24 protein-coding genes are annotated in these 24,213 nt (G+C 64.2%); 5 read left to right on the top strand and 19 right to left on the bottom strand.

The window, feature by feature from the left end; genetic code table 11:
- Nucleotides 1–3 precede the first annotated feature (3 nt).
- Complete coding sequence (locus AC3CB8_RS27570) at nucleotides 4–780, top strand: esterase family protein (protein WP_023770348.1); 777 nt, start codon at nucleotides 4–6, stop codon at nucleotides 778–780.
- Nucleotides 781–819: 39 nt separating this feature from the next.
- On the opposite strand, the gene AC3CB8_RS27565 is transcribed toward AC3CB8_RS27570, so the two are convergent.
- Nucleotides 820–2,355: an MFS transporter gene (locus AC3CB8_RS27565; protein ID WP_023770347.1), complete on the bottom strand. Its 1,536-nt coding sequence runs from the start codon at nucleotides 2,353–2,355 to the stop codon at nucleotides 820–822.
- Nucleotides 2,356–2,501: 146 nt separating this feature from the next.
- Between AC3CB8_RS27565 and AC3CB8_RS27560 the strand changes: the two genes are divergently transcribed.
- Nucleotides 2,502–3,389, top strand: a complete 888-nt coding sequence (locus AC3CB8_RS27560; protein WP_352566667.1) for a LysR family transcriptional regulator — start codon at nucleotides 2,502–2,504, stop codon at nucleotides 3,387–3,389.
- A gap of 20 nt (nucleotides 3,390–3,409) precedes the next feature.
- Here the strand turns inward: AC3CB8_RS27560 and AC3CB8_RS27555 are convergent, their stop codons facing one another.
- From AC3CB8_RS27555 to AC3CB8_RS27540, 4 genes are all read right to left on the bottom strand, one after another.
- Nucleotides 3,410–4,516 (bottom strand): AbrB family transcriptional regulator, encoded by a 1,107-nt coding sequence (locus AC3CB8_RS27555; protein ID WP_352566635.1) that lies wholly within the window; start codon nucleotides 4,514–4,516, stop codon nucleotides 3,410–3,412.
- A gap of 79 nt (nucleotides 4,517–4,595) precedes the next feature.
- Nucleotides 4,596–4,904 (bottom strand): putative quinol monooxygenase, encoded by a 309-nt coding sequence (locus AC3CB8_RS27550; protein ID WP_023770344.1) that lies wholly within the window; start codon nucleotides 4,902–4,904, stop codon nucleotides 4,596–4,598.
- Between the two features lie 58 nt (nucleotides 4,905–4,962).
- A complete protein-coding gene (locus AC3CB8_RS27545) occupies nucleotides 4,963–5,748 on the bottom strand; it encodes an SDR family NAD(P)-dependent oxidoreductase (protein ID WP_023781387.1) in 786 nt (261 codons plus the stop codon).
- A gap of 71 nt (nucleotides 5,749–5,819) precedes the next feature.
- Nucleotides 5,820–6,257: a DsrE family protein gene (locus tag AC3CB8_RS27540; RefSeq protein ID WP_352566637.1), complete on the bottom strand. Its 438-nt coding sequence runs from the start codon at nucleotides 6,255–6,257 to the stop codon at nucleotides 5,820–5,822.
- Nucleotides 6,258–6,358: 101 nt separating this feature from the next.
- On the opposite strand from AC3CB8_RS27540, the gene AC3CB8_RS27535 reads away from it, so the two are divergent.
- Nucleotides 6,359–7,456 (top strand): hypothetical protein, encoded by a 1,098-nt coding sequence (locus AC3CB8_RS27535; RefSeq protein WP_352595536.1) that lies wholly within the window; start codon nucleotides 6,359–6,361, stop codon nucleotides 7,454–7,456.
- A gap of 282 nt (nucleotides 7,457–7,738) precedes the next feature.
- Here the strand turns inward: AC3CB8_RS27535 and AC3CB8_RS27530 are convergent, their stop codons facing one another.
- From AC3CB8_RS27530 to AC3CB8_RS27475, 12 genes are all read right to left on the bottom strand, one after another.
- Complete coding sequence (locus AC3CB8_RS27530; protein WP_023781390.1) at nucleotides 7,739–8,686, bottom strand: cation diffusion facilitator family transporter; 948 nt, start codon at nucleotides 8,684–8,686, stop codon at nucleotides 7,739–7,741.
- A 5-nt stretch (nucleotides 8,687–8,691) separates the two neighbouring features.
- Nucleotides 8,692–10,881, bottom strand: coding sequence for an anthranilate synthase (locus AC3CB8_RS27525; protein WP_023770339.1), 2,190 nt, complete (start codon nucleotides 10,879–10,881; stop codon nucleotides 8,692–8,694).
- A gap of 221 nt (nucleotides 10,882–11,102) precedes the next feature.
- Nucleotides 11,103–12,158 carry a M14 family metallopeptidase gene (locus tag AC3CB8_RS27520; RefSeq protein ID WP_352566642.1) on the bottom strand — a complete coding sequence of 352 codons (1,056 nt, stop codon included), beginning with the start codon at nucleotides 12,156–12,158 and terminating at the stop codon, nucleotides 11,103–11,105.
- Between the two features lie 87 nt (nucleotides 12,159–12,245).
- On the bottom strand, nucleotides 12,246–13,421 hold the full coding sequence (locus AC3CB8_RS27515; RefSeq protein ID WP_023781393.1) for an MFS transporter: 1,176 nt from the start codon (nucleotides 13,419–13,421) through the stop codon (nucleotides 12,246–12,248).
- A 161-nt stretch (nucleotides 13,422–13,582) separates the two neighbouring features.
- Nucleotides 13,583–14,704, bottom strand: a complete 1,122-nt coding sequence (gene pqqE / locus AC3CB8_RS27510; protein WP_352566645.1) for a pyrroloquinoline quinone biosynthesis protein PqqE — start codon at nucleotides 14,702–14,704, stop codon at nucleotides 13,583–13,585.
- Nucleotides 14,701–14,997 (bottom strand): pyrroloquinoline quinone biosynthesis peptide chaperone PqqD, encoded by a 297-nt coding sequence (gene pqqD, locus AC3CB8_RS27505; RefSeq protein WP_023781395.1) that lies wholly within the window; start codon nucleotides 14,995–14,997, stop codon nucleotides 14,701–14,703. Before pqqD ends, pqqE begins: the two co-directional genes overlap by 4 nt.
- Nucleotides 14,994–15,752 carry a pyrroloquinoline-quinone synthase PqqC gene (gene pqqC, locus AC3CB8_RS27500; RefSeq protein WP_352566647.1) on the bottom strand — a complete coding sequence of 253 codons (759 nt, stop codon included), beginning with the start codon at nucleotides 15,750–15,752 and terminating at the stop codon, nucleotides 14,994–14,996. The genes pqqD and pqqC overlap by 4 nt, the downstream gene beginning before the upstream one ends.
- Complete coding sequence (pqqB, locus tag AC3CB8_RS27495; RefSeq protein ID WP_352566649.1) at nucleotides 15,749–16,684, bottom strand: pyrroloquinoline quinone biosynthesis protein PqqB; 936 nt, start codon at nucleotides 16,682–16,684, stop codon at nucleotides 15,749–15,751. Before pqqB ends, pqqC begins: the two co-directional genes overlap by 4 nt.
- Before the next feature lie 118 nt (nucleotides 16,685–16,802).
- Nucleotides 16,803–16,901 (bottom strand): pyrroloquinoline quinone precursor peptide PqqA, encoded by a 99-nt coding sequence (locus AC3CB8_RS27490; protein WP_488377357.1) that lies wholly within the window; start codon nucleotides 16,899–16,901, stop codon nucleotides 16,803–16,805.
- A 207-nt stretch (nucleotides 16,902–17,108) separates the two neighbouring features.
- On the bottom strand, nucleotides 17,109–18,485 hold the full coding sequence (locus tag AC3CB8_RS27485; RefSeq protein ID WP_352566669.1) for an FAD-containing oxidoreductase: 1,377 nt from the start codon (nucleotides 18,483–18,485) through the stop codon (nucleotides 17,109–17,111).
- A gap of 26 nt (nucleotides 18,486–18,511) precedes the next feature.
- Nucleotides 18,512–18,973, bottom strand: a complete 462-nt coding sequence (locus tag AC3CB8_RS27480; protein WP_023770330.1) for a membrane protein — start codon at nucleotides 18,971–18,973, stop codon at nucleotides 18,512–18,514.
- A gap of 112 nt (nucleotides 18,974–19,085) precedes the next feature.
- Entirely contained in the window at nucleotides 19,086–19,733 is a 648-nt protein-coding gene (locus tag AC3CB8_RS27475; protein ID WP_023770329.1) for a glutathione S-transferase family protein, read from the bottom strand.
- Between the two features lie 214 nt (nucleotides 19,734–19,947).
- On the opposite strand from AC3CB8_RS27475, the gene AC3CB8_RS27470 reads away from it, so the two are divergent.
- Nucleotides 19,948–20,505, top strand: coding sequence for a sugar O-acetyltransferase (locus AC3CB8_RS27470; RefSeq protein WP_023781399.1), 558 nt, complete (start codon nucleotides 19,948–19,950; stop codon nucleotides 20,503–20,505).
- Here AC3CB8_RS27470 and AC3CB8_RS27465 read toward each other — a convergent pair.
- Entirely contained in the window at nucleotides 20,492–21,520 is a 1,029-nt protein-coding gene (locus tag AC3CB8_RS27465) for a GlxA family transcriptional regulator (RefSeq protein WP_352566652.1), read from the bottom strand. The two genes, AC3CB8_RS27470 and AC3CB8_RS27465, sit on opposite strands and share 14 nt — an antisense overlap.
- Before the next feature lie 125 nt (nucleotides 21,521–21,645).
- Here AC3CB8_RS27465 and AC3CB8_RS27460 point away from each other — a divergent pair, with 125 nt between their 5' ends.
- Nucleotides 21,646–22,290, top strand: coding sequence for a cysteine hydrolase family protein (locus tag AC3CB8_RS27460; protein WP_023770326.1), 645 nt, complete (start codon nucleotides 21,646–21,648; stop codon nucleotides 22,288–22,290).
- A gap of 63 nt (nucleotides 22,291–22,353) precedes the next feature.
- Here the strand turns inward: AC3CB8_RS27460 and AC3CB8_RS27455 are convergent, their stop codons facing one another.
- On the bottom strand, nucleotides 22,354–24,033 hold the full coding sequence (locus AC3CB8_RS27455) for a formate--tetrahydrofolate ligase (RefSeq protein WP_023794064.1): 1,680 nt from the start codon (nucleotides 24,031–24,033) through the stop codon (nucleotides 22,354–22,356).
- Nucleotides 24,034–24,213 lie beyond the last annotated feature (180 nt).

Below are 24,213 nucleotides of genomic sequence, written 5' to 3'. Positions count from 1 at the left end.
GGCATGGACATTTCCTATCACAAGGTTTTCGCCCGTAATCTCGGCCGCGACATGGAGTACAAGCGCTACGGGCATGCCGGCCGGCCGGTCGTGGTGTTCCCGACCTCTCAGGGCCGGTTCTACCAGTTCGAGGATTCCGGCGGAGTGGGGGCGCTCGCCGAGTTCGTCGATACCGGCCGCATCCAGCTGTTCACCGTCGACGGCATCGATACAGAATCCTTCTTCGCCAGGGATGTCGATGCCGTGCATCGCATCGACCGGCACGAGGCCTATTTCCGCTATCTGCGCGAGGAGGCGCTGCCGGAATTTCTGGAAACCGCCGCGCAAGCCAATGGCGGACGGCGGCTGAAACCGCTCTTCTCGGGCTGTTCGATGGGCGGCTACCATTCCTCGAACTTCGTCTTCCGTTTTCCCGAGCTCGCCAGCGGCGTCATCTCGCTGTCGGGGGTCTATTCGGCCCGCGATTTTTTCGGCAAGGCGCTCGACGGGGACATCTTCTACAACTCGCCGCTGGATTATCTGCCAGGGATCGTCGACCCGAAACTGCTGGCGCGGCTGAAGGCGCTCAGGCTGATCTTCTGCTGCGGGCAGGGCGCATGGGAGGAGCGCATGCTGGTCGAGACGCGCCAGCTGGAACAGATCCTGCGCGACAAATCCATTCCGGCCTGGGTCGACTATTGGGGCGGCGACGTCAGCCATGACTGGCCGTGGTGGCACAAGCAGCTGGCTTATTTCTTCGGCCGCTGGCTGGATGACGATCTGATGCACAGGCTGGACTAAGGTGCATTGATATTCAGCTGGCCTGAGAATGGCTGACGCCTACCCTTCCTGGCAGGCCGGCAGCGGTTCGGTGTCGTGCTCCGCCGCCGATCCGCGGCGCAGGCCGAGAAAGACGACGAGGGCGGTGACGATGGTGATTGCCGCCAGCACGACCAGCAGCCTGTCGAACGCGGTTTCGTAGGCCTCGACCAGCACGACGGCGCCGGCCGCCGGCAAATGGTGCGCGGCTCCACCGACATTGCCGGTCACCAGCAATTGCGCCGCGCCGCCCGCGTCGCTGGAAGACGCAGCGCCTCGACCGGTGAGTTGCGCGGCGGTGAAGCCTGACAGCGTCGCCATGACGATGGCCAGCGCCACACCTTCGCAAGCGACACGGGTGGTGTTGAAGATGCCGACCGCCATCCCGGCCCGCTCCGTCGGCACGACGCTGACGGCGAGCCCGTCCATCAACCCCCAAGGCAAGGCGATGCCGACGCCGATCAGGGTCAGCGGCGCGACCAGCGCAACGTCAACCGGTGGCGTCAGGCTCAGCCAGACAAGGCCGGCCGCCGCGACGAGCAAGCCGACGCCGCAGATCGTGGCCGGAGCGATCCAGCGCGCCAGCTGGCCGGCGAGCAAGGGCAGGAACAGCAACGGCCCGGAGAGGCAGATCATCAATTGCCCGGCCTTGATCTCGCTCATCCCCTCGATGCCGATGAAGCGGATTGGTAAAAGTACGAGCAGGACGACGAAGCCATAGGCGGGCGCCGCCGCAAGAAACTGGACGCCGACAAAGCGAGGAAAGCGAAACAGGGTGAGATCGAGCATCGGCCGGCGCGCGCGCCTCTCGGCGACGACAAACAGCACAAAGCAAAGGACGGCGACGACGAGAAGCGTTGCCACCAGCGGATCGGCCCAGCGGCTCTGGGGCGCCTGGAGCACGCCATAGGTCAGCGAGGCCAGCGCGAAGGTGAACGTGGCGGCGCCCGCCCAGTCGAGGCCGGTCGCATCCGGATCACGCGATTCCCTGATGGTGCGCAGGCCGAGGGTTGCCGAGGCAGCCGCGAGTGCCATGACCAGAACAAAGATCGACCGCCAGCCGAAGGCGGAGATGAGCAGGCCGGAGGCGATCGGGCCGAAGGCCAGCCCGATGCCGAAACTGGTGCCGAGAAAGGAGAAGGCGCGCAGCCGCGATGGTCCCTCGAATTCCTGGGCAAGCGCGGAGGCGCCGCCGGCGAAGGCCAAGGCACTGCCGAGCCCTTGCGCGGCCCTGAAGATGTCGAACCAGGCGATGTCGGACGCCAGCATCGCGCCGAGCGAGGCGAGAATGTAGAGGGCGAGACCGACGAGGAAGATTCGCTTGCGGCCATGATTATCGGCGAGCGCTCCGGCTGCCATCAGGCTGGCGGCGAAGGTCAGCATAAAGGCGTTGGTCACCCAGTTGAGCGCAATCGGGCTGCCGCCGAGATCGGCCGCGATCCGGGAGAGCGCGACGGCCGGGCCGGTGAAGGTCAGAGGCATCGTCATAGCGGCAAGGCATACCGACAAGAGCACGAGCCATCTATCGGCCGGGCCGGTTATGGTCTTCAAGGTCATGGGTTTTCCCATCTGAGCGGTCCGCGCCGGCATGCGGGAAACCGCGGCGCCGATCATGCGGACCAAGATAGGTCAGAGACAGATCAGGAATAATACTATTAAATATCCTGATATAACGGACTGAAACGCTCGAATGGAGCAGCATGGTGGATCGCCTCAGCGGCCTTCTGGCTTTCGCCGGCACCGCCGAGTTCGGCAGCTTCGTCGCCGCCGGCCGGGCGCTCGGCATCTCTGCTTCGGCCGTCGGCAAAAGCGTCGCGCGGCTCGAACAGGAACTCGGCGTTCGGCTGCTGCAGCGCTCCACGCGGCGGATCGGACTGACGGAGGAGGGCAAGCTGTTCAACGAGCGCGTGCGGCGCATCCTCGACGACATCGACGATGCCGAGGCGATGCTGTCGCGGACAAGGGAGACGCCGCGTGGACGGTTGCGCGTCTCGACCCCGATCGTCACCTACCATCTTTTGCTGCCGGTGCTGTCGGAGTTCATGGCCCGCTATCCCGAGATCGAGCTCGATATCGATTTCAACGACCGGATCGTCGACGTCATCGAGGAGGGCATCGATGTCGCCATCCGCAGCGGCGAGCTGCCCGATTCACGATTGGTGTCAAGACCTATTGCGCCCTTCCGCATGCTGCTGTGCGCGGCACCCTCCTATCTCGAGCGCCATGGCACTCCCAGCGTGCCGGCGGATCTCATCAGGCATTTCGGCATAAACTTCCGCTATCTCAACAGCGGCAGGCTGCTGGACTGGCCGTTCATTACCGGGAGCGCCCAACCGCTGATCCGTTCGATGCTGACCTGCAACAACATGGAAGCTTTGAAAGGCGCCACGATCGCCGGACTCGGCATCGCCTGCATGCCCGATTTCCTGGTGCGGGATGCGCTGCGCGAGGACCGGTTGCGCACCGTGCTTGACGATCATGTCGACGGCCGCGGCCAGTTCCGGATGCTATGGCCCTCCAATCGCCATCTGTCGCCAAAGGTGCGCGTCTTCGTCGACTTTCTTCCCGAACGCCTTGCAGCCGAGCGATAGCGGTGCCCTGGTGGCAGCCCTCATCCTTCCCTGATGCTTCTGGCTACCAGCCGGGCAATGCTCGGGCCGACAAGCAGCACGATCAGGAAGCGCGCCGACTGCAGTGCCATGACAAAGGAGATGTCTACGTTCCGCGCGGCGGCGGCGATGATGGCGACGCTGTCCATGCCGCCAGGGCTGGTCGCCAAATAGGCGGTCAGCGGGTCGACGCCGGCGAGCCGGCTGATGAGGAAGGCAAGGCCGCCGCAAAACGCGATCAGCGCGACGATCGAAGCGATGATCTGCGGCAAAGCGCGTGCCGCGTGGCGCAAGATCGGCCTGGTGAAGTTCAGGCCGATCGCCCAGCCGACCATCGCGTAACTGGCCGCCAGCAGCCATTGCGGCAATTGCATCGGCACCTCGAGGCCGAGATGGATGACTGTGCCGAAGATGAAGCTGCCGAGGAAGAAGGGCGAAGGCAGCCGGCAAAGCCTGCCCGCGAGGCCGCCGACGAGCGCCATGCCGATGGTGGCGGCGAAGGGTTGCGGATCGATCTCTGGGAACCAGACGACGGGCGGGACCTCGATGCCCGAGGTGTCGACCCACATCTTGGCGACGAGGGCTGCCGTCATCGAGACGAGGATGACGCGCAGATACTGCATGAAGGCGACAAGGCGCTGATCGGCGCCGAAGGCGCCGGCCATCAGCACCATGGCGGTGGCGGCCCCCGGCGAAGAGCCCCAGACGGTGGTGGTGCCCGGCAGGATGCGCCAGCGGCTGATCAGCCAGCCAAGCAGGCTTGAGGCCGCGACGGTGGCGATCACCACGCCGAGGAACAGCGGCCATTCCTTGTAGAAGACCGGGAAGATATCGGCCGAGATCGAAGCCGCGACGAGGCAGCCGACGACAGCCTGGGCGGCGCCGAACAGAAGCCGCGGCACACGCACCGTGGCGCCGTTGGTGCCCGCGACGATGGCCGCTAGCATCGGTCCGATCAGCAGCGCCGCCGGCAAAGCGGCGAGTTCCAGCGCGCCGGCGAAGAGCGCGGAGATGACCAGCAGGAAGAGCCACTGCCAAGGCTTGCTCAGCCGCTTCATGCGCTCGATGGCGGGGTGGTTGGAAGATGGCTGCTCGGCCTCGGAATCCATGTTCTGGTCTTAACCCCAGACGCGAAAAACGCGAACGCAAGTGCGCCTGAAAAGCATGTTTCCGCCTCGGGCGCCCGCCTTAGCCCGTTTTGGCTTCAGCCAAGCCGAAGCCGCCCACCGGATGCGTTTCCACCTGGAATTCGAAGCCGCCGATGAAGGGGCGTGCCTTGGCGATCGCCGCCTGGACTTCGGGAAGCTGCAGCGAGGCCTTGTGGCTTGCCTGATCGGTCCACACCTCGGTCACCCAGATCGCGTCGGCGTCGGCCGGGTCGGTGGCGATGATATAGCTCAGGCAGCCGGGCAGGGCGCCAGTGCTCTCACGCAGCACGGTCATGACAGCGTCGCGTTGGCCACGCGCCGCCCGCATCTTGCCGATCAGTCCATACATGTCCTCGTCTCCCCCTTGGTTGGCGCGAAAGGAGTGTGTCCAGTATGCCGGTCGCCGGTCAAGGCATCAACTGGCCGCCATTGACCTCGATCACCTGGCCGGTGACGTAGCCGCTCAACAGATCCGATGAGAGGAACAGATAGGCACCAACGCAATCTTGCGCCGTGCCGGCGCGGCCCTGCGGAATGGTGGCGACCATGCCCTTCATCTGCTCGTCGGTCGAATAGCGTTCGTGGAAGGGGGTGAGGATGGTGCCCGGCGCCACGGCGTTGACGCGGATGCCGAAGCCGATCAGTTCCTTGGCCATGCCGCGTGTCACGTTGGAGACGAAGGCCTTGGCCGAGCCGTAAAGGCCGGCGCCGCCGCCCGCCCCGTTGCGCGCGGCGATCGACGAGGTGTTGACGATGAAGCCGCCCTGTTTCTTCAGCCACGGGATCGCCTTGCGCGAGGCGGTCAGCACCGAGCGTGCGTTGAGGTCCATCACCGCGTCGTAGTGCGCCTCGGTCTGCTCGGCATAGGGCACGCGGCCAAGCATACCGCCGGCATTGTTGACCAGCCCGTCGAGCCGGCCGAACTGCCGCGCGCTGTCCTCGACGACGCGTTCGACATCGGCGGGGAGAGAAAAGTCGCCTTGGACGAGGAAGACCTCGCCGCCGCCGCCGCGAATGGTCTGGCCGAGTTTCTCGGCGGCGTCGCGGCTGGAATTATAGTGCAGCGCCACCTTGCATTTCTGCTCGGCATAAGCGAGCGCGAGCGCCGCGCCGATGCCGGTCGAGGCGCCGGTGACCAGCACCGCCTTGCCGGCGAGATCGGGAATGACAAGACCAAGGGCTGTCTCTGACACTGCTGTTCCTCCGGGGGATTTCCGAGATTCTTGGCGGGTGTTGCCACCCTTGCATTCAAGTCAGTGCCGCTTCAAGGCCTGAGATAGACATGGCCCTGGCTTTGCAGTTCGGCGAGCTTGACGACTCCGCCACTGTCGGCGGCATGGAAGCCGTCGAGCAAATCGGCGAGCGTGATATCCATGCCGTGCATGGTGTTGCCGCAGGCGTGCGGGTCGAGCCCTTGCTGGACAAGACCGGCAAAGCGCCCCGAAATCGCCGCCGATATGCCCTTCGACTTGAAGCCGGCAAGCGCCGGACCATGCACGACCAGCGCGATATCGACGTTGCCGCCGGTGCCCTCATAGTGGTTCTTGATGTTGCCGAGCACGAAATTGACCTTGTCGAGGTCGCTGAGGTGATAGGCGACCTTCAGCCTGGCAGGCTCGGTCGTTGCCCCCTGCACCGCCCGCAGGCCGAGAAGCGTCCCGGCTCCGGCGAGAGCCGCGTGGAACATGTCACGTCGGCGCATGGCGTGCCTCCCTGGCTTGCCGGCTCAGCGCGATTTGCGTGGCCGCGACCGCAATACTAGCATAAATTGACGTTACGTCTTGTCGACGCGGAGGGGGGCACATGACGTCCAGGGAATGGAAGACGTTTGCCAGCGCCGGATTCGGCGCCGCACTGATTGTCGGACTTACAGGTTCTGCTTTTGCCGACAATATGCTCAAACTCACCGAACTCAGCCCCAACGGGGCGGACGCCTGTTTCGGCCGGGTCTATGACGCGGCGCACCTTAAGGCACATCCGAAGCAGAAGGTGACGCGGATTTTCTTCTACTACGGCCATGATCCGGTCAGCCGCCCGAATGAGGAACCGAACGCGAATTCCGATACTTCCTACAATGGATTCCTCACCACCACGGTGCGTGGCGCCAAGGCGCCGGAATGGGCCGGAGGCTGGTGCAATCACGAGTCCGAGGATGGCAAATCGGGCCCGATCCGTTGCGGCATGGACTGCGACCGTACCCTGGCGTCGCTGAAGGTCGACGGCAAGGGCCGGTTGATCCTGTCGGACCTGTCGTCCGATATCTACCTCGACGCCGGTTCGGAAGAAGAACTCGGCGCGGCTGAGTACGACAGGCAGGCGCTTGGCAAGGAAGACGACAATTTCCGCCTCGATCCGATGCCGGCGGTGACCTGCAAGGCGGAATTCGCGCGCATCGATCCGATCGACCCGGCGCTCGGGCCGCTGCTGCGCGAGCGGCTGAAGCCTGACCAGGCCTTCTGCTACGGGCGCGACTATGACGCAGCGCATATGGGTTCGCATCCCGACCAACTGACGCAGTCGATCCGGGTGTTTCGAGGACCGGTGCAACTGGCGTCCTTCGCCTCGGCAGGCGACGACGCGAACTGGCCCGACGGCGCCGACATCGCGGTCTCGGTCACGACGCGGCAGAAGGGGGCCAAGGTCACGCAGACTTATTCGTGCCAGGGCGAGGCCGACCAGTGGCGTTGTGCCGCGAGTTCAAAGACGAGCAATTATTCCTGCGACATCGCGCAAAAGGAGATCTTCCTCAAGCGTGGTGCCAACGGCGCCATCACGCTTGCGAACCCCAACAGCAGCCTGGCGATCGTCGACCTGTGCTCGAAGGCCGCGGACGGCAAGACGACGTCCGACGACAAGGTCTATCGGCTGGAGCCAATGCCACAATCCGCCTGCGCGCCGTGAGCAGCGTTTCGTCTCCTCCCATGGCGGAGCAAGGAGCGAAGCGACGCAGCGCGGACCATGGGATCCATGCCGTGACTTCGAGGCGCTGCGACGGTGCAAAGTTCTGCTCCGCCACACTTCATGGCGATCCTTGGGTCTCCGCTACGGAGCTGCGCTCCTGCTTCGCCCAAGGATGACGAAGTCGAGAAACTCCGGTTAGCTCTTTGTTTTACGCACTTCCGGACGGAAAAACGCTCACGCTTTTCCTGGAGTTGCTCTCCAAGGTCGCGACAGTGACCCGCCTCAGGCGAACGGCACCGCGGTCGTGCCCTTGGGCAGCTTAGCTTCGTCGTCGGGCTCGACATGGATGGTCACCCGCACCGAGGGGAGTTCGGCCTTCAGCGCGTCTTCGATGCGATCGCAGATGACATGGCTGGCACCGACCGACATGTCGGCGTCGACGACCAGATGGAACTCGATGAAGGTGGCGCGGCCGGCGATGCGGGTCTTGAGATCGTGCACCTCCATGGCGCCCTTGCAATTGGCCGAGATGATGTCGCGGATGCGCATGTGCTCCGCCGTGTCGACGGCCCGGTCCATCAGGCCGTTCATCGACGAGCCGATCACATGCCAGCCCTGCCACAGGATGTTGAGCGCGACGATGACAGCCAATGCCGGGTCGAGGATCTGCCAGCCAGTCAGGATCGCTCCGACCAGGCCGCCGAAGACGCCGATCGAGGTCACCACATCGGTCATGATGTGATTGCCGTCGGCGACCAGCGCCGGCGATTTCTCGGCCCGGCCCGTGCGGATCAGCATCCAGGCCCAGAAGGCGTTGATGGCGGTGGCGACGCCGTTGACGGCAAGGCCTTTCCAAGGCTGTTCGAGCGGCGCCGGGGCCTGCCAGGAGCGCCAGACTTCGTTCAGAATCAAAAGCGCGGCGAGCACGATCAGCACGCCTTCCAGCACGGCGGAGAAATACTCGGCCTTGTGATGGCCGAAGGGGTGATCCTGGTCGGCCGGCTTGTGGCTGACCTGGATCGCCCAGAAAGCGGCAATCGACGCGATGACGTTGACGATCGATTCCAACGCGTCCGAATAGAGCGCGACGGAACCGGTCACGTACCAGGCGGCGGCTTTCAGCGCGAGCACGACAAAAGCGACCACGATCGACCAGAAGGCAAGGTTGGCGACCTTGCGCTTCGCGGCCGCCCTGGCTGCGATCGCCATCGTGTTCTCGGCTTCGGCCATTGGCGTCAGGCTGCCTTTTCCTTGGCCTTTCGCGGCAGATGCGCGACGATGTTCTCGATGATGCGCATGCCGGCATTGTGGCCGAGCGTCATGATCGATTCCGGGTGGAACTGCACCGCGGCGATCGGCTCCTTGCGGTGCTCGAAGGCCATGATGACGCCGTCTTCCGTCTCGGCCGTAACCATGAAATCGTCGGGCAGGCGTACCGGATCGGCGAAGATCGAGTGGTAGCGGCCGACGGTGACTTCCTTGGGCAGGCCGGAGAAGATGATGCCCGGCTTCGAGACGCGGATACGCGATGGCTTGCCGTGCATGGGAATGTGCAACTGCCTGAGTTCTCCGCCATAGGCTTCCGCCAGTGCCTGCAGGCCGAGGCACACGCCGAAGATCGGCAGGTCGCGCGCGCGAGCCTTTTTGATGGTCGCCGCGCAGTCGAAGTCCTTCGGCGTGCCGGGTCCGGGTGACAGCACGACGAGGTCGGGCTTCAGCCGGTCGAAGACTTCCTCCGGCACCGGCGAGCGCACGGTCGAGACATTGGCGCCGGTCTGGCGGAAGTAGTTGGCCAGCGTGTGGACGAAGGAATCCTCGTGGTCGACCAAAAGGATGTTGACGCCGTCGCCGACGCGCGCCGTGGTGCGCTCGGTGCTGGTCGAATTGCCCGTCTTGGCGTCGCGGATCGCGGAGAGCATGGCGGATGCCTTCAGTTCGGTTTCAGCTTCTTCTTCCTCTGGAATGCTGTCGAAGAGCAATGTAGCGCCGGCACGTACCTCGGCGATGCCGTCCTTGATGCGGATGGTGCGCAAGGTAAGGCCGGTATTCATGTCGCCGTTGAAGTTGACCATGCCGATCGCGCCGCCATACCAGGCGCGCGGACTTTTCTCGTTCTGCTCGATGAAGCGCATGGCCCACAGTTTCGGCGCGCCGGTGACGGTGACCGCCCAGGCGTGCGAGAGAAACGCGTCGAAAGCGTCCATGCCTTCACGCAAGCGGCCCTCGATGTGGTCGACGGTGTGGATCAGGCGCGAATACATCTCGATCTGGCGGCGGCCGATGACGCGTACGGAGCCCGGCTCGCAGACCCTGGACTTGTCGTTGCGATCGACGTCCGAGCACATTGTGAGCTCGGATTCGTCCTTCTTCGAATTAAGCAGCTTCAGGATCTGCTCGCTATCTGAGATGGCGTCGTCGCCGCGTTTGATGGTGCCGGAGATCGGACAGGTCTCGACGCGGCGGCCGTTGACGCGCACGAACATCTCCGGTGACGCACCGATCAGGTATTCGTTCTCGCCCAGGTTGATGAAGAAGGAATAGGGCGACGGGTTGATGGACTTCAGCTTGCGCGAAATCTCGGAGGGCTGGGTCTCGCAACGCTCGTAGAACATCTGGCCGGGGACAACCTCGAAGAGGTCGCCACGCTTGAACGAGTCCATCGCGCGGCGCACCAGATTGGCATATTCGCCGGGCTCATGGTCACCGCGTGGCGGGATGCGGTCGGCGGTCTTGAACGGTTCGGCGATTTGGTCGCGTGGCAGGCCTTCGGTCGAAAAACCTTCGCCCGCATAGTCGTAGCGGTCGGTCCAGGCCTTGGCCGAGTAGTGGTCGACGACCAGGATCTCGTCGGGCAGGAACAACACCAGGTCGCGCTGGCTTTGCTTGCGCACGAGCGTGTGGTCGACCGGGTCGAACTGGAAGGCAAGGTCGTAGCCGAAGGCGCCGTAGAGGCCCAGATTGGCGTCTTCGGCCGTCTTGAACAGGGCGGTGATAGCGCGCAGCACGGTGAAGACGGAGGGAACGCGGCTGCGTTCCTCCTCGGTGAAGACCCTTCCAGGCTGGGCGACGTCGAGACGGATCAGCTTTTTCGAGGTCTCGGCGATCGTGACCTCGGTGAGGCCGCCCAATGTCCTGCCGATGACCGGCAACAGCGCCTCGCCACGGCTGTTCAGCGCCTCGATACGCATGGCGCGGCCGCGTGCCGAGATGACCAGCGGCGGATCGATGATGGCCGTATCCCAGCGCGTGTAGCGGCCAGGATATTCGTAGTTCGAGGAAAATACCGCGCCCCGGCGCGAGTTCAGCCCCTCGACATAAGCGTCGATCGCGCCTTCATAGGGGCGGTCGTGGCGCTCGCGGGTGATGGTGATGCCACCCGCCGTCACGAAGCTTTCAGCGCCGTTTTCCAGAACCTTCAACGTCATTGCCGTCTCCATCAGCTACTTGGGCAACGGACCCGGGAATGGCTTTAAAAAACAAATGGCCGCCCGGACATTCCGTTGCGGCCACCCACTATTTTCACGCACACGCGTTCGAACAGGCCGCTGTCAGCAGGCCCACCACCAAATGGTCTTGATCGAACGCATGTTCATGGCGATTCCCTTAGCGGCGATTGGGCGGCCGCGCAACTGGATTCGACGCAGGCTCAATCCTCCAGCGTACCCGACCTTGCATCGGCGCTCTTGCTGTCGCCGACCAGTTTCAACAGGTCTTCGCCGGAGCGGATGATGCGGCGCGAGCGACGGGTCAGGATGATGCCGTCCTGCGGCGCGAACACTTCCGTGCGGCCATCAACTTCGCCTGGCGCGTGGACGATGGTGGCGAGCCGCGCGCCCCTGGTGACGCGGTCGCCGGGCTTGACGTCGTAGAGGACCGCACCGCCGCGGGGCGCCGGCATCATGTCGATGTTTTCCAGAGGTGCCGCGACGCCCTTGAAGGGGCCGGGCGCGGGCAGGTCGGTGTCGGATATCACGCCGCGCGCCGCCAGCAGCCGGTAAAGGCCTTCGGCGTCGGACTTGGCCAGCGCGCCGTCGACATCGAGAATGCCGCGATATTCGACAGTGGTGGCGACGCGCCTGTCGAACTTCGCCACATCGGCCGATGCGTTCTGGTAGGGCATGATCGAAGCGCCCTCGAAGGTGCCGTCGGTGTCCTCGCTCCACAGCACCACGGCCTCGACGCCCATGGCGGCGGCGCAATCAGCCATCTCAGGCCACAGGCTGGTATGGACGTAGAGATAGGCAAGGCCCTCATCGTCGCAGTGCAGGTCGAGCACGATGTCATGGCCGAGCGAAAGCTGCACCAGGCGCGACTTCAGCCGCTGGTCGGCGCCACCAAAGGTGGCGTCCGGCAAGAGCTTGGCGTCGGGCGCGGCCAGCAGCGGAAAGCCGCGGTTGAAGTTGGTGCGGGTGCCCAGATGAAAGCGACCCTGGTGCTCGCCGAAATGGTATTGCGCGCGGCCGATCGGGTTGGCCCAGGGCACGATGGTGATGTTGCCCCTGATGCGACCCTCGGCCTCGGCCTTGTTCAGCATCGGCATCAATGCATCGATGGCGACGACGCCAGGCAATTCGCCGGCATGGAGCGCCGCCTGCAGGTAGGCCGAAGGCGCTGTCTTGTCGGCGCCGGCCAAGCGGAGCACCGGGAATTCGTAGGAAACGCCGTCGCTGTCGCCGGCGATGCGTTCGATCGATTTCTGCATGACATTCTCCATGAATGCGAGAAGACATGCCCATTGGAAGGTGCCGATGTCGATTGGTCCAGCCCGCCGCGCTATGGGCGCAAGGGCCTATTCCGCGGCAGCGTGAAGCGGGACAGGCGCGCGCCTGTCCAGCGCCGCCGACAGTACCGCAACGGCGACCGCCACCAGGGCTAGCACGGCGCCGACGAGCGGCAAATCGGCGTAGGAAACGCCTGATGACAGCGCCACGCCGCCGATCCATGCGCCGCCGGCATTGCCGACATTGAAGGCGCCCTGATTGAGCGTGGCTGCAAGGTTCGGTCCCTCGGAAGCCGCCTCGACGACCCGGATCTGCAGAGGTGGCACGACGACGAAGATGAGCAGGCCCCAGAGAAAGACGATGCCGATGGCAATGCTGGCGATCGCCCCGAACTGCATGAAGCCGACGAACAGCAGGGCCATCAGCAGCAAGGTGGCGATCACTGTCGGCATCAGTTTCCAGTCGGCAAGCCTGCCGCCGATGATGTTGCCGATGGTCATGCCGGCGCCGAACAGCAAAAGCACCCAGGTGACGGCCGCGCTCGACAGACCCGACACGTCGGTGAGGTATGGCTTTATGTATGTGAAAACGGCGAACAGGCTGGCCGAGGTCAGCGCCGCGATCAGCATCGCCAGCCATACCTGCAGCTTGCCGAGCACGCGGACTTCGGCGCGCAGACCGCCGCCGCTCGGTTCCGTGACGTCGGACGGCACCAGCCACGCGATGGCCGCGACCGAGATCAGGCCGATGCCGACCACGGCCAGAAAGGTGGCGCGCCAGCCGAAGGCTTCGCCGAGTGCGGTGCCTGCGGGAACCCCGAGGATGTTGGCGAGCGTCAGGCCCGCGAACATCAGCGCGATGGCGCTGGCGCGCTTGTTGCGCGGCACAAGGCTTGCCGCGACGACCGAGCCGATGCCGAAGAAGGCGCCATGGCCGAAAGCGGTGAAGACGCGCGCGGCCATCAGCAGCCAGTAATTGGGCGCGATGGCACAGAAGAGGTTGCCGACGACGAACAGGGCCGCAAGTCCCACCAGCACGGGCTTGCGCGGCAGATGCGCGGTGGCCATGGCCACGACAGGCGCGCCGAAGACGACCCCCAGCGCATAGCCGGTGACCAGCAGGCCGGCGGCGGGGATCGTCACGCCGAGATCGGCGGCGACCTCGGGCAGCAGGCCCATGATGACGAATTCGGTGGTGCCGATGCAGAAGGACGCAATGGCAAGCGCAAGGATCGGCAAAGGCATGGGAGGTCCAGACTGAATCGGTTCAATTCCAGACTGCGCGAGGACCCCTGCCGGGGGCAACAGACATTGCCGCAATGCAGCAATGCAGAAAGCGTGGAGCGGACGCCAAGAGGCGGAGCAATGACGGCCGCCGCGGATGGGGCCGCCGGTCGAACCAGCCATCAGACGGGTTTTGGCGCGGTACCCATGCGGCGGTAGAGGAAGGCGTTTCCTCCACCGGGAGAGGCGGCAGCGTGGCGAGCCTCATCGATGAGTGCCGCCATACGATCATGAACCGGCGACTTCGCGCATGCGGGGTCCGTGGCGGCGGCATCTCCCGCGATCGCCATGGCCTGGCAGCGGCAACCGCCCCAGTCGATCTCGCGCCGGTCGCAGCCGCGGCAAGGTTCCTGCATCCAGTCCGTGCCGCGGAACGCATTGAATGACGGCGAATCTGTCCAGATTTCCGAAAGCGAGCGCTCGCCGAACCGCTCGAAACGGAGAGAGGAAATTGTCTGCGCGGCGTGGCACGGCAGGACCGCGCCATCGGGCGCCACCATGAAGGCGTCACGCGCCCACCCGCCCATGCACGGCTTCGGATAGTGGGCGAAATAGTCTGGCGTGACGAAATCGATGTTCATGATTCCCTTCAGCCGTTGGCTTGCCGCCTCGACGATGTCGGCCTGCCGGTCGACCGCCGACCGGTCGGGCATCAGCATGTCCCGGTTGGCCAACGCCCAGCCGCCATATTGTACGTTGGCAATTTCCAGCCGCTCCGCGCCCAGCGAAAGTGCCAGCTCGATGAGTTCCGGAACCTCCGCGATGTTGTGGCGATGGATCGGCGCGTTTATGGTCAGCGGTAACCCTGCCGCCCGGGCGCGTCTTGCCGTTTCCAGTTTCTGTTCATGGCTGCCGCGGTGATGGCCGATGAGTTCCGTGGTCGCCGCTCGCGCGCCCTGAAAGCTCAGCTGCAGATGGTCGAGCCCTGCTTCGGCGAAAGCCTCGATGCGGCCGTCCGCGATGCCGACGCCGGCCGTGATCAGGTTAGTGTAGACATTGCGATCCGCCAGTCCGGCAATCAGCTGTTCGAGATCGCGGCGCAATGTCGGCTCGCCGCCGGACAAATGCACCTGCAACACGCCAAGATCCGCGGCTTGACCAAACAGGTCGAGCCAAGCCCGGGTGTCGAGCTCACGATTGGCTTTCAGCAATGCGAGCGGGTTGGAGCAATAGGGGCATTGCAGCGGGCAGCGATGGGTGAGTTCCGCCAGCATGCCGATCGGTGGAAGAAGCGGCCCGCTCATGACCTCACCAGCAGCCTGTCGGACCATTCCTGCAGGAAGGAGATGACGTCGCCGGCAATATCCTCAGGACCAGCATCATATTCGGCGGAGAGGCCGGCGATGATCTGGGCGACCGTCGAGTTTCCGTCGCAGTGCCGCAAGATGTCGAGACTGATTTCGTTTGGCCAAAAAATCTTTTCGGGAGAAAGCACCGCAAAGGCCTGGCGTACGGGATCGTACTGGATGCGAACGTGCTTCGGCAGCGAAGGCACCGAATGCGGCGAGACGATCGTCCTTTCGCGCAACGCCGTCATTGCACGTGCTCCGGCCGGAAAGCGCCGGGCGGTATGTTGCCATCCTCGCCATAGGCATGCTGAAGCACGTCGAGCATCGTCCACAGGATGTCGCACTTGAACACCAGCGCGTCGATGGCAGCCTGCTGTCGCTCAGCCGTGTCGGCGTGGTCGAGCACATAGGCGAGGGCGAAATCGGCATCGCGCGACGCTTGTTTCGGGCGATGCTTGAAGTAGGCCAGCGTGTCTTCGGTGACGTAATCGTATCTTGCCAGCATCGCGGACATGCGCTCGCCGATTATGACGGGCGAGAACATTTCGGTCAGAGAGGACGCGACCGCTTCCAGCAAGGTCTTGTCGGTACAGAAGGTGAGATACGCACCGACGGCAAAACGCGTGGCTGGCAGCGCCAGCCTTTCGCTCTTCACACTGTCCGCATCGAGGCCGAGCGACGTTGCCAGGTGCAGCCAGCGCGCAATGCCGCCGCTCCAGCCATCGTCGCCGTCATGGTCCTCGATGCGCATTCGCCACGCGGCGCGAAACGCCGGGTCGGTTGCACGCGCCAGGATCATGGCGTCCTTGCGCGGCACCATCGCCTGGTAGCAATAGCGGTTCAGCGCCCACGCCTGCATTTCCGTCTTCGACAATGCTCCTTCGACCATCCTGTGGTGATAGGGATGCAGGTGATGGTAGCGCTCCACGCCGACCTGTCGCAAAACCGCTTCCAGATCGCCTTTGGAGAGGCCGTCCTTGGCCGCATCGCGGAAGGTGCTCAAAGTTCCAACTCCATGCCGTCATGGGCAACTTCCCAACCGGCTGCCCTGACCTCAGCGTGTTCAGCCGAGTTCTCGTCAAGAACCGGGTTGGTGTTGTTGATGTGAACGAAGACGCGGCGGGCAATGTTCGCGTTCGCCAGGCCGGCGATCGAGCCCGCATCCCCGGTCATCGCCAGATGACCCATGCGCGCCCCGGTCTTTTCACCGACGCCGGCGGCGATCATCTCGTCATCGGTGTAGACGGTGCCGTCGAACAAGAGGCAGTCGGCGCCCTCGACACGAGCGCGCAGCAGCGCATCGATCCGCGCGCAACCGGGGATGTAGAAAACCGACTTGCCTGTCGCCCCACTGATGCGCACGCCGATCGTGTCTCCTCTGTCGGAGCCGAAATTGGCCTCCGGACGGCTTTTGTCCTCGAGGTACAGTGCCACTTTGCCGGGGACTGGGAAATTCTCCACTGTCACGCCGGCCTCTCGCCCCTGCGCGTCGCAAATCTCCGTTTCCCCTGCTAGAGGCAGTGTCCGTCGCGGCACGATCTCGGGATCCAGAACGTTGAAAATCGAATTTGCCTCCAGCGTCGCCAATGCCTCCTTGGTCGCATAGAGCGCAAAGGGCTGTCGCTCGCGCAGGCTGAGCAAGCCCGCAATGTGGTCGACATCGGCGTTCGTCAGCACCACGGCGCGGATAGGGGTGCAGCGCACGGGTCCATCCGGCGGTGGCTGTAGCTCCGGTGTCTGCGCGATCTGCTGGCGTATGTCGGGCGAAGCGTTAAAAAGGATCCAACCCACCCCATCCGACGAGACCGCGAGGCTCGACTGGGTCCGAGGTCGCAGACCGCTTGATCCTGTCCGCGCGGCGCTGCTCAGCCGATAATTGCAGTTCCACTGCGGAAAACCGCCGCCCGCCGCCGATCCGATGATCTTCAAGCGCATGGCGATTTCTGCTCCAAAGGCGCTTCACAACGAGCCACGCGGCATACGCTTGGCCCTGGCGTTCACCTGATCGACAAAGGTGCATGCCCGTGTCGCCAAGGGCATGCACCTTGGGGAACTACTTCTTGCGCGTAATTTCAGCCGGCAGATAGCGCGAAATCTCGAAGCTCGCGGCGACCTGGCACATTGTTGGCTTCGTCCAGTTCTTCCTCATCATGCTCTTCTCCTCTTACACCAGCCCGACGCAGGCCGATCCTTCAAGGGCTGAAACGATGTTGCTTAGTCTCAGTTCCGTTTGCTGCCGACACGATATCTTGAAGCCGGCCGAGGCCCCAGCGATAATCGCGTGATGACGACCGTGAAATCACGGTGCCTTCGGCAAGCATAGGCGAGGACTGAAGAGGCAGGAAGTCGGCTGACAGTCTCACGCCAGCGGCTTCAGCTTTTGGGCGATGGTGGGCAGCAGCTCCGAGACGGTGGGATGGATGTGCACGGCGCGCGCCAGTGTGTCGACCGGCGCCTTGGCGTACATCAGGTCGAGCACGCAATGCACCGCCTCGTCACCGCCGGGACCGAGCACCGAGCAGCCGAGGATCTCTCTGGTGTCGGCATCGACGAGGATCTTCATGAAGCCCTGCGTCTCGCCCTTCTCGATGGCGCGGCCGACACGGGTCATCGGCCGCTGGCCGACCAGGGCGCGACGTCCGGATTTCCTCACCGCCGTCTCGGTCATGCCGCAGCGGCCGAGCGGCGGATCGATATAGAGCGCGTACGCCTCGATGCGGTCGCTGATCCTGCGCGTATCCTTGTCGAGCAGATTGGCGGCGACGATCTCATAGTCGTTGTAGGAGGTGTGGGTGAAGGCGCCCTTGCCGTTGCAGTCGCCCATCGCCCAGATGCCTGGCACGCTGGTGCGCAGCTGGTCATCGACGACAACCGCGCCGCGCCCGTCGACCTCGACGCCCGCCTTGTCGAGACCGAGATCGTCGGTATTGAGCGTTCGGCCCAGCGCCAGCAGCACATGCGAGCCGACCGCGGGCGGCTGGCCCGCGGAGAAACTCACGGCAATGTCCCCACCCTGCTTGGCGAAGCCGATATCATCGGCGCCGACATGAACGGCGATCCCTTCATTTTCCAGGATCGAGAGGATGGCGGCCGAGACGTCCTCGTCCTCGCGGCCGGTCAGGCGCGGGCTCTTTTCGATGACGGTGACTTCCGAGCCGAAGCGGCGGAACATCTGCGCGAACTCGAGCGAGATGTAGCTGCCGCCGACGACGATCAGGTGGCGCGGTAAAACGTCAAGATCCATCATCGACGAATTGGTCAGATAGTCGATGTCGTGGATGCCGGGCAGGTCCGGCACCGAAGCGCGGCCGCCGGTGTTGAGGAAGATCTTTTCGGCGGTCAACAGGTCGCCGCCGACACGCACCGTGTTGGCGGATTCGAAGCGCGCATGTCCTCGATAGAGCGTGCAGCGCTCCATTCCGGCGATCCAGGTTTCCAGATTGCCACGGGCGTCGTCGGTGACCTTGTCCTTGCGCGCCTTGATCCTGCTATAATCGACCCCGACGGGGCCCGGGAACGTCACGCCATAGTCGGCGGCGCGCCGCGCCAGATGCGCGGCATAAGCGCTGGCGACCATGGTCTTGGTCGGCATGCAGCCGGTGTTGACGCAGGTGCCGCCGACCAGCTTGCGCTCGATCAGCGCCACGCTCATGCCGGCGGCGGTCAGGCGGCCCGCCAGGGGCGATCCCGCCTGGCCAGCGCCGATGATGATGGCGTCGAAGGTCTTTGCGTTTATGGTCTTTGCGTTTAAGGTCTGGGCCGTCATACGACCGCCGCCACGATCAGCAAGCCGCCGATGATCGCCACCGCATCCTCGATGAAGGCCGCGGGCGGATCCTTACCGAAAACGGCCGCCAGCCGGCCTCGCGCTTCGGCACCACCCAGCGTGCCGATGACGGCGCCGATCGCTCCGGCGATCAGGCACACGATGGTGGCGCCGCTGGTCGCGCCGATCACCGCGCCGCTGAAGGCGCCGAGCAGGATCCGGGCGCCGAACTGCTGCGGCACTTTGCGGCTTGGCGTCGACGGCAGCTGGTCGGTGACCAGTTCGACGATGGCCAGGATGGTGAAGATGCCGACAGCCGCCCAATGGCTCATGAAGCTCGCCCAGGTGCCAGCAACCGGCAGCCAGCCGAGATAGGCGCCCCAGGCAACGGCGGCAGGTGCCGTCATGGCGCGCAGTCCGGCAATGACGCCGATCAGAAGTGCAAGAATGTAGAGCATGGTCGATCCCCCTCGAAGGCCGGTACAGCCTTGAAACGGCAAGCTACCATAGGCCGGATATTTGGCTAGGCCGCAGACTCACAAGCGCACAGCCACAGCGGATCGAGGCGAGTCAGTTGGCTGATGGAGCGTTGATCGCGAATTGCGCGGCGAAAGCCCTGATATAAGCGGGCCGAGCTTCTCCGCGCGCCACGTAGGCGGCCAGGTTTTTGTATTCGTCCAGAATGCCTGACATTCTCAGTCGCAGCAGCACTGACACCATCAACAGATCGCCGGCGCTGAACGCATCATCGAGCCAATCCGCGACGCCCAAATGAGCCGAGAGGCGGTCGAGCCGGGCGCGAACACGATCCTTTACCAACGGCAAGCGCGCCTCGCTCCAGGGCTTGTCGGCTTCGAAAATTCTTGCCGTGGTCAGTTCGAGGATCGGCGGCTCGATGGTGTTCAGCGCGGCAAACATCCACGTGATCGCTCGCGCGCGGGCGTCGCGCTCCTTCGGCAGCAGGCCCGCATGCTGCTCGGCAAGGTGAAAGACGATCGAGCCGGTCTCGAACAGCGAGAGAGAACCGTCCTCATAGGTGGGGATCTGGCCGAAAGGATGGATGGCCAGATGGTCAGGCGCCTTCATGCCGGCGAAGGAAACAAAACGGACCGCGTAAGGCTGCCCCACTTCTTCCAGCGCCCAGCGAACACGCGTATCGCGGGCCAGTCCCTTGCCGCCATCGGGCGATCGTTCAAATGCCGTGATGGTGATTGTCATCGCATTTGTTCCTTGCGTGGGCGAATTTCTTTCAGCTTCCTACCGAGGACGAATGAGCTTCCCGGAAATCGACATCGGTCTTGAACTATTTTCATTGCTGGAGCAGATCGCGAATGGCCGCCAATCAGCAAGGCCGCGTATCCTGGTTTATGGATTTGACGTTAGTCCTCGCCTTGGCGCTGTTCGCAATGATGTAAAAAACGAAGGCACTGCCATGGTTCAAAGCGAACGCGCTAAAATGGCTGATGGTGAATGGTATGCGTGCCTGGATGACGATCTTGGCGCGTTGCGCGGCGTGGCAGCGGATGCGGTGTTCGAGCACAATACGCTGCCGCCTCGTCAACGCGGGAACCTCGGGCCGGCCCTGCGGGCGCTGCTGGGCGGCGTGGGCGAGGGTGCCCGCATCGAGGCGCCGTTCCATTGCGCCTACGGCTTCAACATCTTTCTCGGCCCCGGCACCTTCCTCAATGCCGGCTGCATCATTCTTGACACCGCACCGGTGCGCCTCGGCAAGGGGACGCTGCTTGGCCCCAATGTGCAGATCTATTGCGCCGAGCACCATAAGGAGGCGGCAGGGCGGCAGGCGGGACTGGAGATCGCCAGGCCGGTCACGATCGGCGACAATGCCTGGATCGGCGGCAGCGCGGTCATCCTTGGCGGCGTCAGCATCGGCGAGGGCGCCATCGTCGGCGCCGGGGCGGTGGTGACGCACGACGTGGCGGCACACACGACCGTGGTCGGCAATCCGGCGCGGGTGGTCAGCCGGGGCTGAGCGCGCTTGCGTGCCCAATCGATTCAGCCGGCAGGCGCGCCCTGCGCTCGCCGACACCGGCCCGCCTGGAAAACTCGCGCCTGTATTGCACCGGCGATGTCCTTAGCCTCGCGGCGAAATGTTGGCGCAAGGATGTTGCGCTGCCGAAGCCGGCCTCGAAGGCGACCATGTCCACCGGCTTGTCCGTCGTCTCCAGCAGCCTCTGCGCCAGCGTGATGCGCTGGTCGGCCAGCCAGTCGCCGAAGCTGGTACCTGTCGTCTTCTGGAAACGGCGGGTAAAGGTGCGGCGGGTGAGACCGGCTGCGTCAGCGACGCTATCGAGACCGTGCGGTTCGTCGAGGGTCGCGCGCACCTTGTCGAGAGCCTGGGTAAAGCGGTCGGCGGCCGGGCTCGGCGCCACCGGGCGCTCGATGAACTGCGCCTGCCCGCCCTGCCGGTGCGGTGAAAGCACAATGTGCCGGGCGAGCCGCAGTGCCGCCTCGGCGCCATAGCGGGCGCGCACGATGTGCAGGCAGCAGTCGAGCCCCGCGGCGACGCCGGCGGAGGTGATGATGTCGCCGCCGTCGACGTAGAGCACGTCCGCATCGACCGAAATGTCGGGATGGAGAGCCTGTAGCTGATCCGTATAGGCCCAATGCGTGGTCGCCTTCCGTCCCGAAAGCAGGCCGGCGGCGGCGATGGCAAAGGTGCCGAGGCAGAGCCCCACGATCAGCGCGCCGCGCCGGTGGGCACGGCCGAGCGCATCCTCGAGCGGTTTGGCAAGAGGCGCTCCGAGATCCTTCCAACTCGGGATGATGACGATATCGGCGTCTTGGAGCGCGGCAAGCCCATGCGGGACCAGGACGCTCAATCCGGCGTCGGTCTGGATCAACCCTTCTTCCAGCCCGCAGACTCGGAAGTCGAAGCGCGGCAGGCCGAGCCCGGTGCGGTCGGCGCCGAACACCAGGCACGGGACGGAGAGATGGAACGGGCTGATGCCGTCGAAGGCGAGGACGGCGATGATGGGGGCGGTCATGAGGCGTTTCCAGTTTGTAAGAGGATTGTCCCAATTCTTTCGGATGATGTCAATCGGGCCACTGTCGGCGCCTAGGCCAGCAGGCTATTTTCGGCCCATCGCCTTCAAGCCTGAAAGGAAACATCATGTCTGCCCCAGCCAACACCGCGGCACGCCGCGCGCTGATCGTCGTCGACGTCCAGAATGACTATGACGGCGGTAACCTGGCCATCCAGCATCCGCCGTTCCGCGACAGCGTCGTCAACGTGACGCGCGCCATGGATGCCGCATCGGCAGCAGGCATCAAGGTCGTGGTCGTCAAGCAGATGGCGCCCGAGATGTCGCCGATCTTCGCCCTGGGCAGCCATGGAGGCGAACTGCATCCCGAGATCGCCAGGCGTGGCCGCAACCATTATGTCGAGAAGAATTTGCCGAGCGCGTTCACCGGCACCGACCTCGAGGACTGGTTGCGCGCCAACGCCATCGATACGATCGCGGTCGTCGGCTACATGACGCATAATTGCGACCTGTCGACCATCATCCATGCCGTGCACATGGGCTTCGCGGTCGAGTTCCTGTCCGACGCGACCGGTTCGGTGCCTTATGCCAACAGCGCCGGCTACGCCTCCGCGGAGGAGATCCATCGCGTGGTGAGCATTATCCTGCAGTCGCGCTTCGCCGCGGTGCTCAAGACCGCCGAATGGATCGACTGCCTGAAGACCGGCGCGCTGCCGGAACGCGACACGATCCATGCGTCCAACCAGCGGGCGCTGTCGCGCAGCGCCGCGTAGCACGATCCGCGCAAAGGGCGCCGCAGCGGTGCGGCGCCCTTCTTGTTTTGTCGAGATAAAAGATCAGAACAGGCCTTCGATCTGGCCGGCCTCGTTGAGGAAGATCTTTTCCGACGACGGCTTGCTCGGCAAGCCAGGCATGGTCATGACCTCGCCGCAGATGATGACGACGAAGCCGGCGCCGGCGGACAGCCTGACCTCGCGCACCGGCACGGTGTGGCCGGTCGGCGCGCCGCGCAGGTTCGGGTCGGTCGAGAACGAGTACTGTGTCTTGGCCATGCAGACCGGAAGGTTACCGTAACCGGCATCCTCCCAGGCCTTCAACTGGTCGCGCACCGATTTGTCGGCGATGGCTTCCGAGCCGCGATAGATGCGCTGAACGATAGTGTTGATTTTCTCGAACAGCGGCATGGAGTCGGGATAGAGCGGCGCGAACTGCGAGGCGCCGGATTCGGCGAGCGCCACCACCTTGTTGGCAAGCTCCTCGATGCCGGCGGAGCCGTTGGCCCAGTGCTTGCACAGGATCGCTTCCTCGCCCATCGAGGCGACATAGTCCTTGAGAGCCTGGATCTCGGCATCGGTGTCGGAATAGAAGTGATTGATGGCAACGACCGCCGGGACGCCGAACTGCCTGATGTTCTCGATGTGGCGCCCAAGGTTCGGGCAGCCCTTCCTGACGGCTTCGACATTCTCCTTGCCAAGGTCTTCCTTCTTGACGCCACCATTCATCTTCATGGCGCGCACGGTGGCCACGATGACGGTGGCGGCCGGCTTCAGTCCGGCCTTGCGGCACTTGATGTCGAAGAACTTTTCGGCACCCAGATCAGCACCAAAACCGGCTTCGGTGACGACGTAGTCGGCAAGCTTGAGCGCCGTCGTGGTGGCGACGACCGAATTGCAGCCATGCGCGATGTTGGCGAACGGGCCGCCATGCACGAAGGCCGGGTTGTTCTCCAGCGTCTGCACCAGATTGGGCTGCATGGCGTCCTTGAGCAGGACGGCCATGGCGCCGTCGGCCTTGAGGTCGCGGGCATAGACCGCCGACTTGTCGCGGCGATAGGCGACGATGATGTCGCCGAGGCGCTTTTCCAGATCCTTCAGGTCGGTGGAGAGGCAGAGGATCGCCATCACTTCCGAGGCGACGGTGATGTCGAAGCCGGCTTCGCGCGGAAAGCCGTTGGCAACGCCGCCGAGCGAGCAGATGATCTCGCGCAGCGCCCGGTCGTTCATGTCCATGACGCGGCGCCACACCACGCGGCGGGTGTCGATGCCGAGTTCATTGCCCCAGTAGATGTGGTTGTCGATCAGGGCCGACAAAAGGTTGTGCGCCGTGGTGATGGCGTGGAAGTCGCCGGTGAAGTGGAGGTTCATGTCCTCCATCGGCACGACCTGCGCGTAACCGCCGCCGGCGGCACCGCCCTTGACGCCGAAATTCGGGCCGAGCGAAGCTTCACGGATGCAGACGATCGCCTTCTTGCCGATGCGGTTGAGGCCGTCACCGAGGCCGACGGTGGTGGTGGTCTTGCCCTCGCCGGCCGGAGTCGGGTTGATGGCGGTGACGAGGATCAGCCTGCCGTCCTTGTTGCCCTTCACCGACTTGATGAACTCGGCCGAAATCTTGGCCTTGTCGTGGCCGTAGGGCAGCAGATGTTCGGTCGGGATGCCGATCTTCTGGCCGATCTCCTGGATCTGCTTTTTCCTGGCGCCACGCGCGATCTCGATGTCGGACTTCACTTCGGCCATGACGGCGTTCCTCTGGATTGGACGGTGGAGGGGACGGGGTTGATCTTACTCGCAAGAAGGCTGGAGCCGGACGCGCGGGGCATCTAACCCTGTCGCTGCGGCGGCGTCAACTTTCATGCAACTATGTTTCCTATAGAGAAAATTCCTCTGCGGCGGGCCGACCTATCCCCGGTTCTTTAT

Source organism: Mesorhizobium sp. P160927 (assembly GCF_057766385.1).
The sequence above is the reverse complement of the archived record's forward strand: the minus strand, read 5'-3'. Positions and strand labels throughout refer to the sequence as shown.

Excerpts from the sequence above, each read along its gene's own strand:
- AC3CB8_RS27530 (WP_023781390.1), bottom strand. The coding sequence starts at position 8,686 with ATGGCCGAAGCCGAGAACACGATGGCGATCGCAGCCAGGGCGGCCGCG.
- pqqB (WP_352566649.1), bottom strand. The coding sequence starts at position 16,684 with ATGCGCTTGAAGATCATCGGATCGGCGGCGGGCGGCGGTTTTCCGCAG.
- AC3CB8_RS27525 (WP_023770339.1), bottom strand. The coding sequence starts at position 10,881 with ATGACGTTGAAGGTTCTGGAAAACGGCGCTGAAAGCTTCGTGACGGCG.
- AC3CB8_RS27535 (WP_352595536.1), top strand. The coding sequence starts at position 6,359 with ATGACGTCCAGGGAATGGAAGACGTTTGCCAGCGCCGGATTCGGCGCC.
- AC3CB8_RS27475 (WP_023770329.1), bottom strand. The coding sequence starts at position 19,733 with ATGACAATCACCATCACGGCATTTGAACGATCGCCCGATGGCGGCAAG.
- AC3CB8_RS27490 (WP_488377357.1), bottom strand. The coding sequence starts at position 16,901 with ATGATGAGGAAGAACTGGACGAAGCCAACAATGTGCCAGGTCGCCGCG.
- AC3CB8_RS27480 (WP_023770330.1), bottom strand. The coding sequence starts at position 18,973 with ATGCTCTACATTCTTGCACTTCTGATCGGCGTCATTGCCGGACTGCGC.
- AC3CB8_RS27470 (WP_023781399.1), top strand. The coding sequence starts at position 19,948 with ATGGTTCAAAGCGAACGCGCTAAAATGGCTGATGGTGAATGGTATGCG.
- AC3CB8_RS27455 (WP_023794064.1), bottom strand. The coding sequence starts at position 24,033 with ATGGCCGAAGTGAAGTCCGACATCGAGATCGCGCGTGGCGCCAGGAAA.
- AC3CB8_RS27565 (WP_023770347.1), bottom strand. The coding sequence starts at position 2,355 with ATGACCTTGAAGACCATAACCGGCCCGGCCGATAGATGGCTCGTGCTC.
- AC3CB8_RS27555 (WP_352566635.1), bottom strand. The coding sequence starts at position 4,516 with ATGGATTCCGAGGCCGAGCAGCCATCTTCCAACCACCCCGCCATCGAG.
- pqqD (WP_023781395.1), bottom strand. The coding sequence starts at position 14,997 with ATGACGGCGTTGCGCGAAAGGACGATCGTCTCGCCGCATTCGGTGCCT.
- AC3CB8_RS27570 (WP_023770348.1), top strand. The coding sequence starts at position 4 with ATGGACATTTCCTATCACAAGGTTTTCGCCCGTAATCTCGGCCGCGAC.
- AC3CB8_RS27550 (WP_023770344.1), bottom strand. The coding sequence starts at position 4,904 with ATGTATGGACTGATCGGCAAGATGCGGGCGGCGCGTGGCCAACGCGAC.
- AC3CB8_RS27540 (WP_352566637.1), bottom strand. The coding sequence starts at position 6,257 with ATGCGCCGACGTGACATGTTCCACGCGGCTCTCGCCGGAGCCGGGACG.
- AC3CB8_RS27515 (WP_023781393.1), bottom strand. The coding sequence starts at position 13,421 with ATGCCTTTGCCGATCCTTGCGCTTGCCATTGCGTCCTTCTGCATCGGC.
- AC3CB8_RS27460 (WP_023770326.1), top strand. The coding sequence starts at position 21,646 with ATGTCTGCCCCAGCCAACACCGCGGCACGCCGCGCGCTGATCGTCGTC.
- AC3CB8_RS27465 (WP_352566652.1), bottom strand. The coding sequence starts at position 21,520 with ATGACCGCCCCCATCATCGCCGTCCTCGCCTTCGACGGCATCAGCCCG.
- AC3CB8_RS27520 (WP_352566642.1), bottom strand. The coding sequence starts at position 12,158 with ATGCAGAAATCGATCGAACGCATCGCCGGCGACAGCGACGGCGTTTCC.
- pqqE (WP_352566645.1), bottom strand. The coding sequence starts at position 14,704 with ATGAGCGGGCCGCTTCTTCCACCGATCGGCATGCTGGCGGAACTCACC.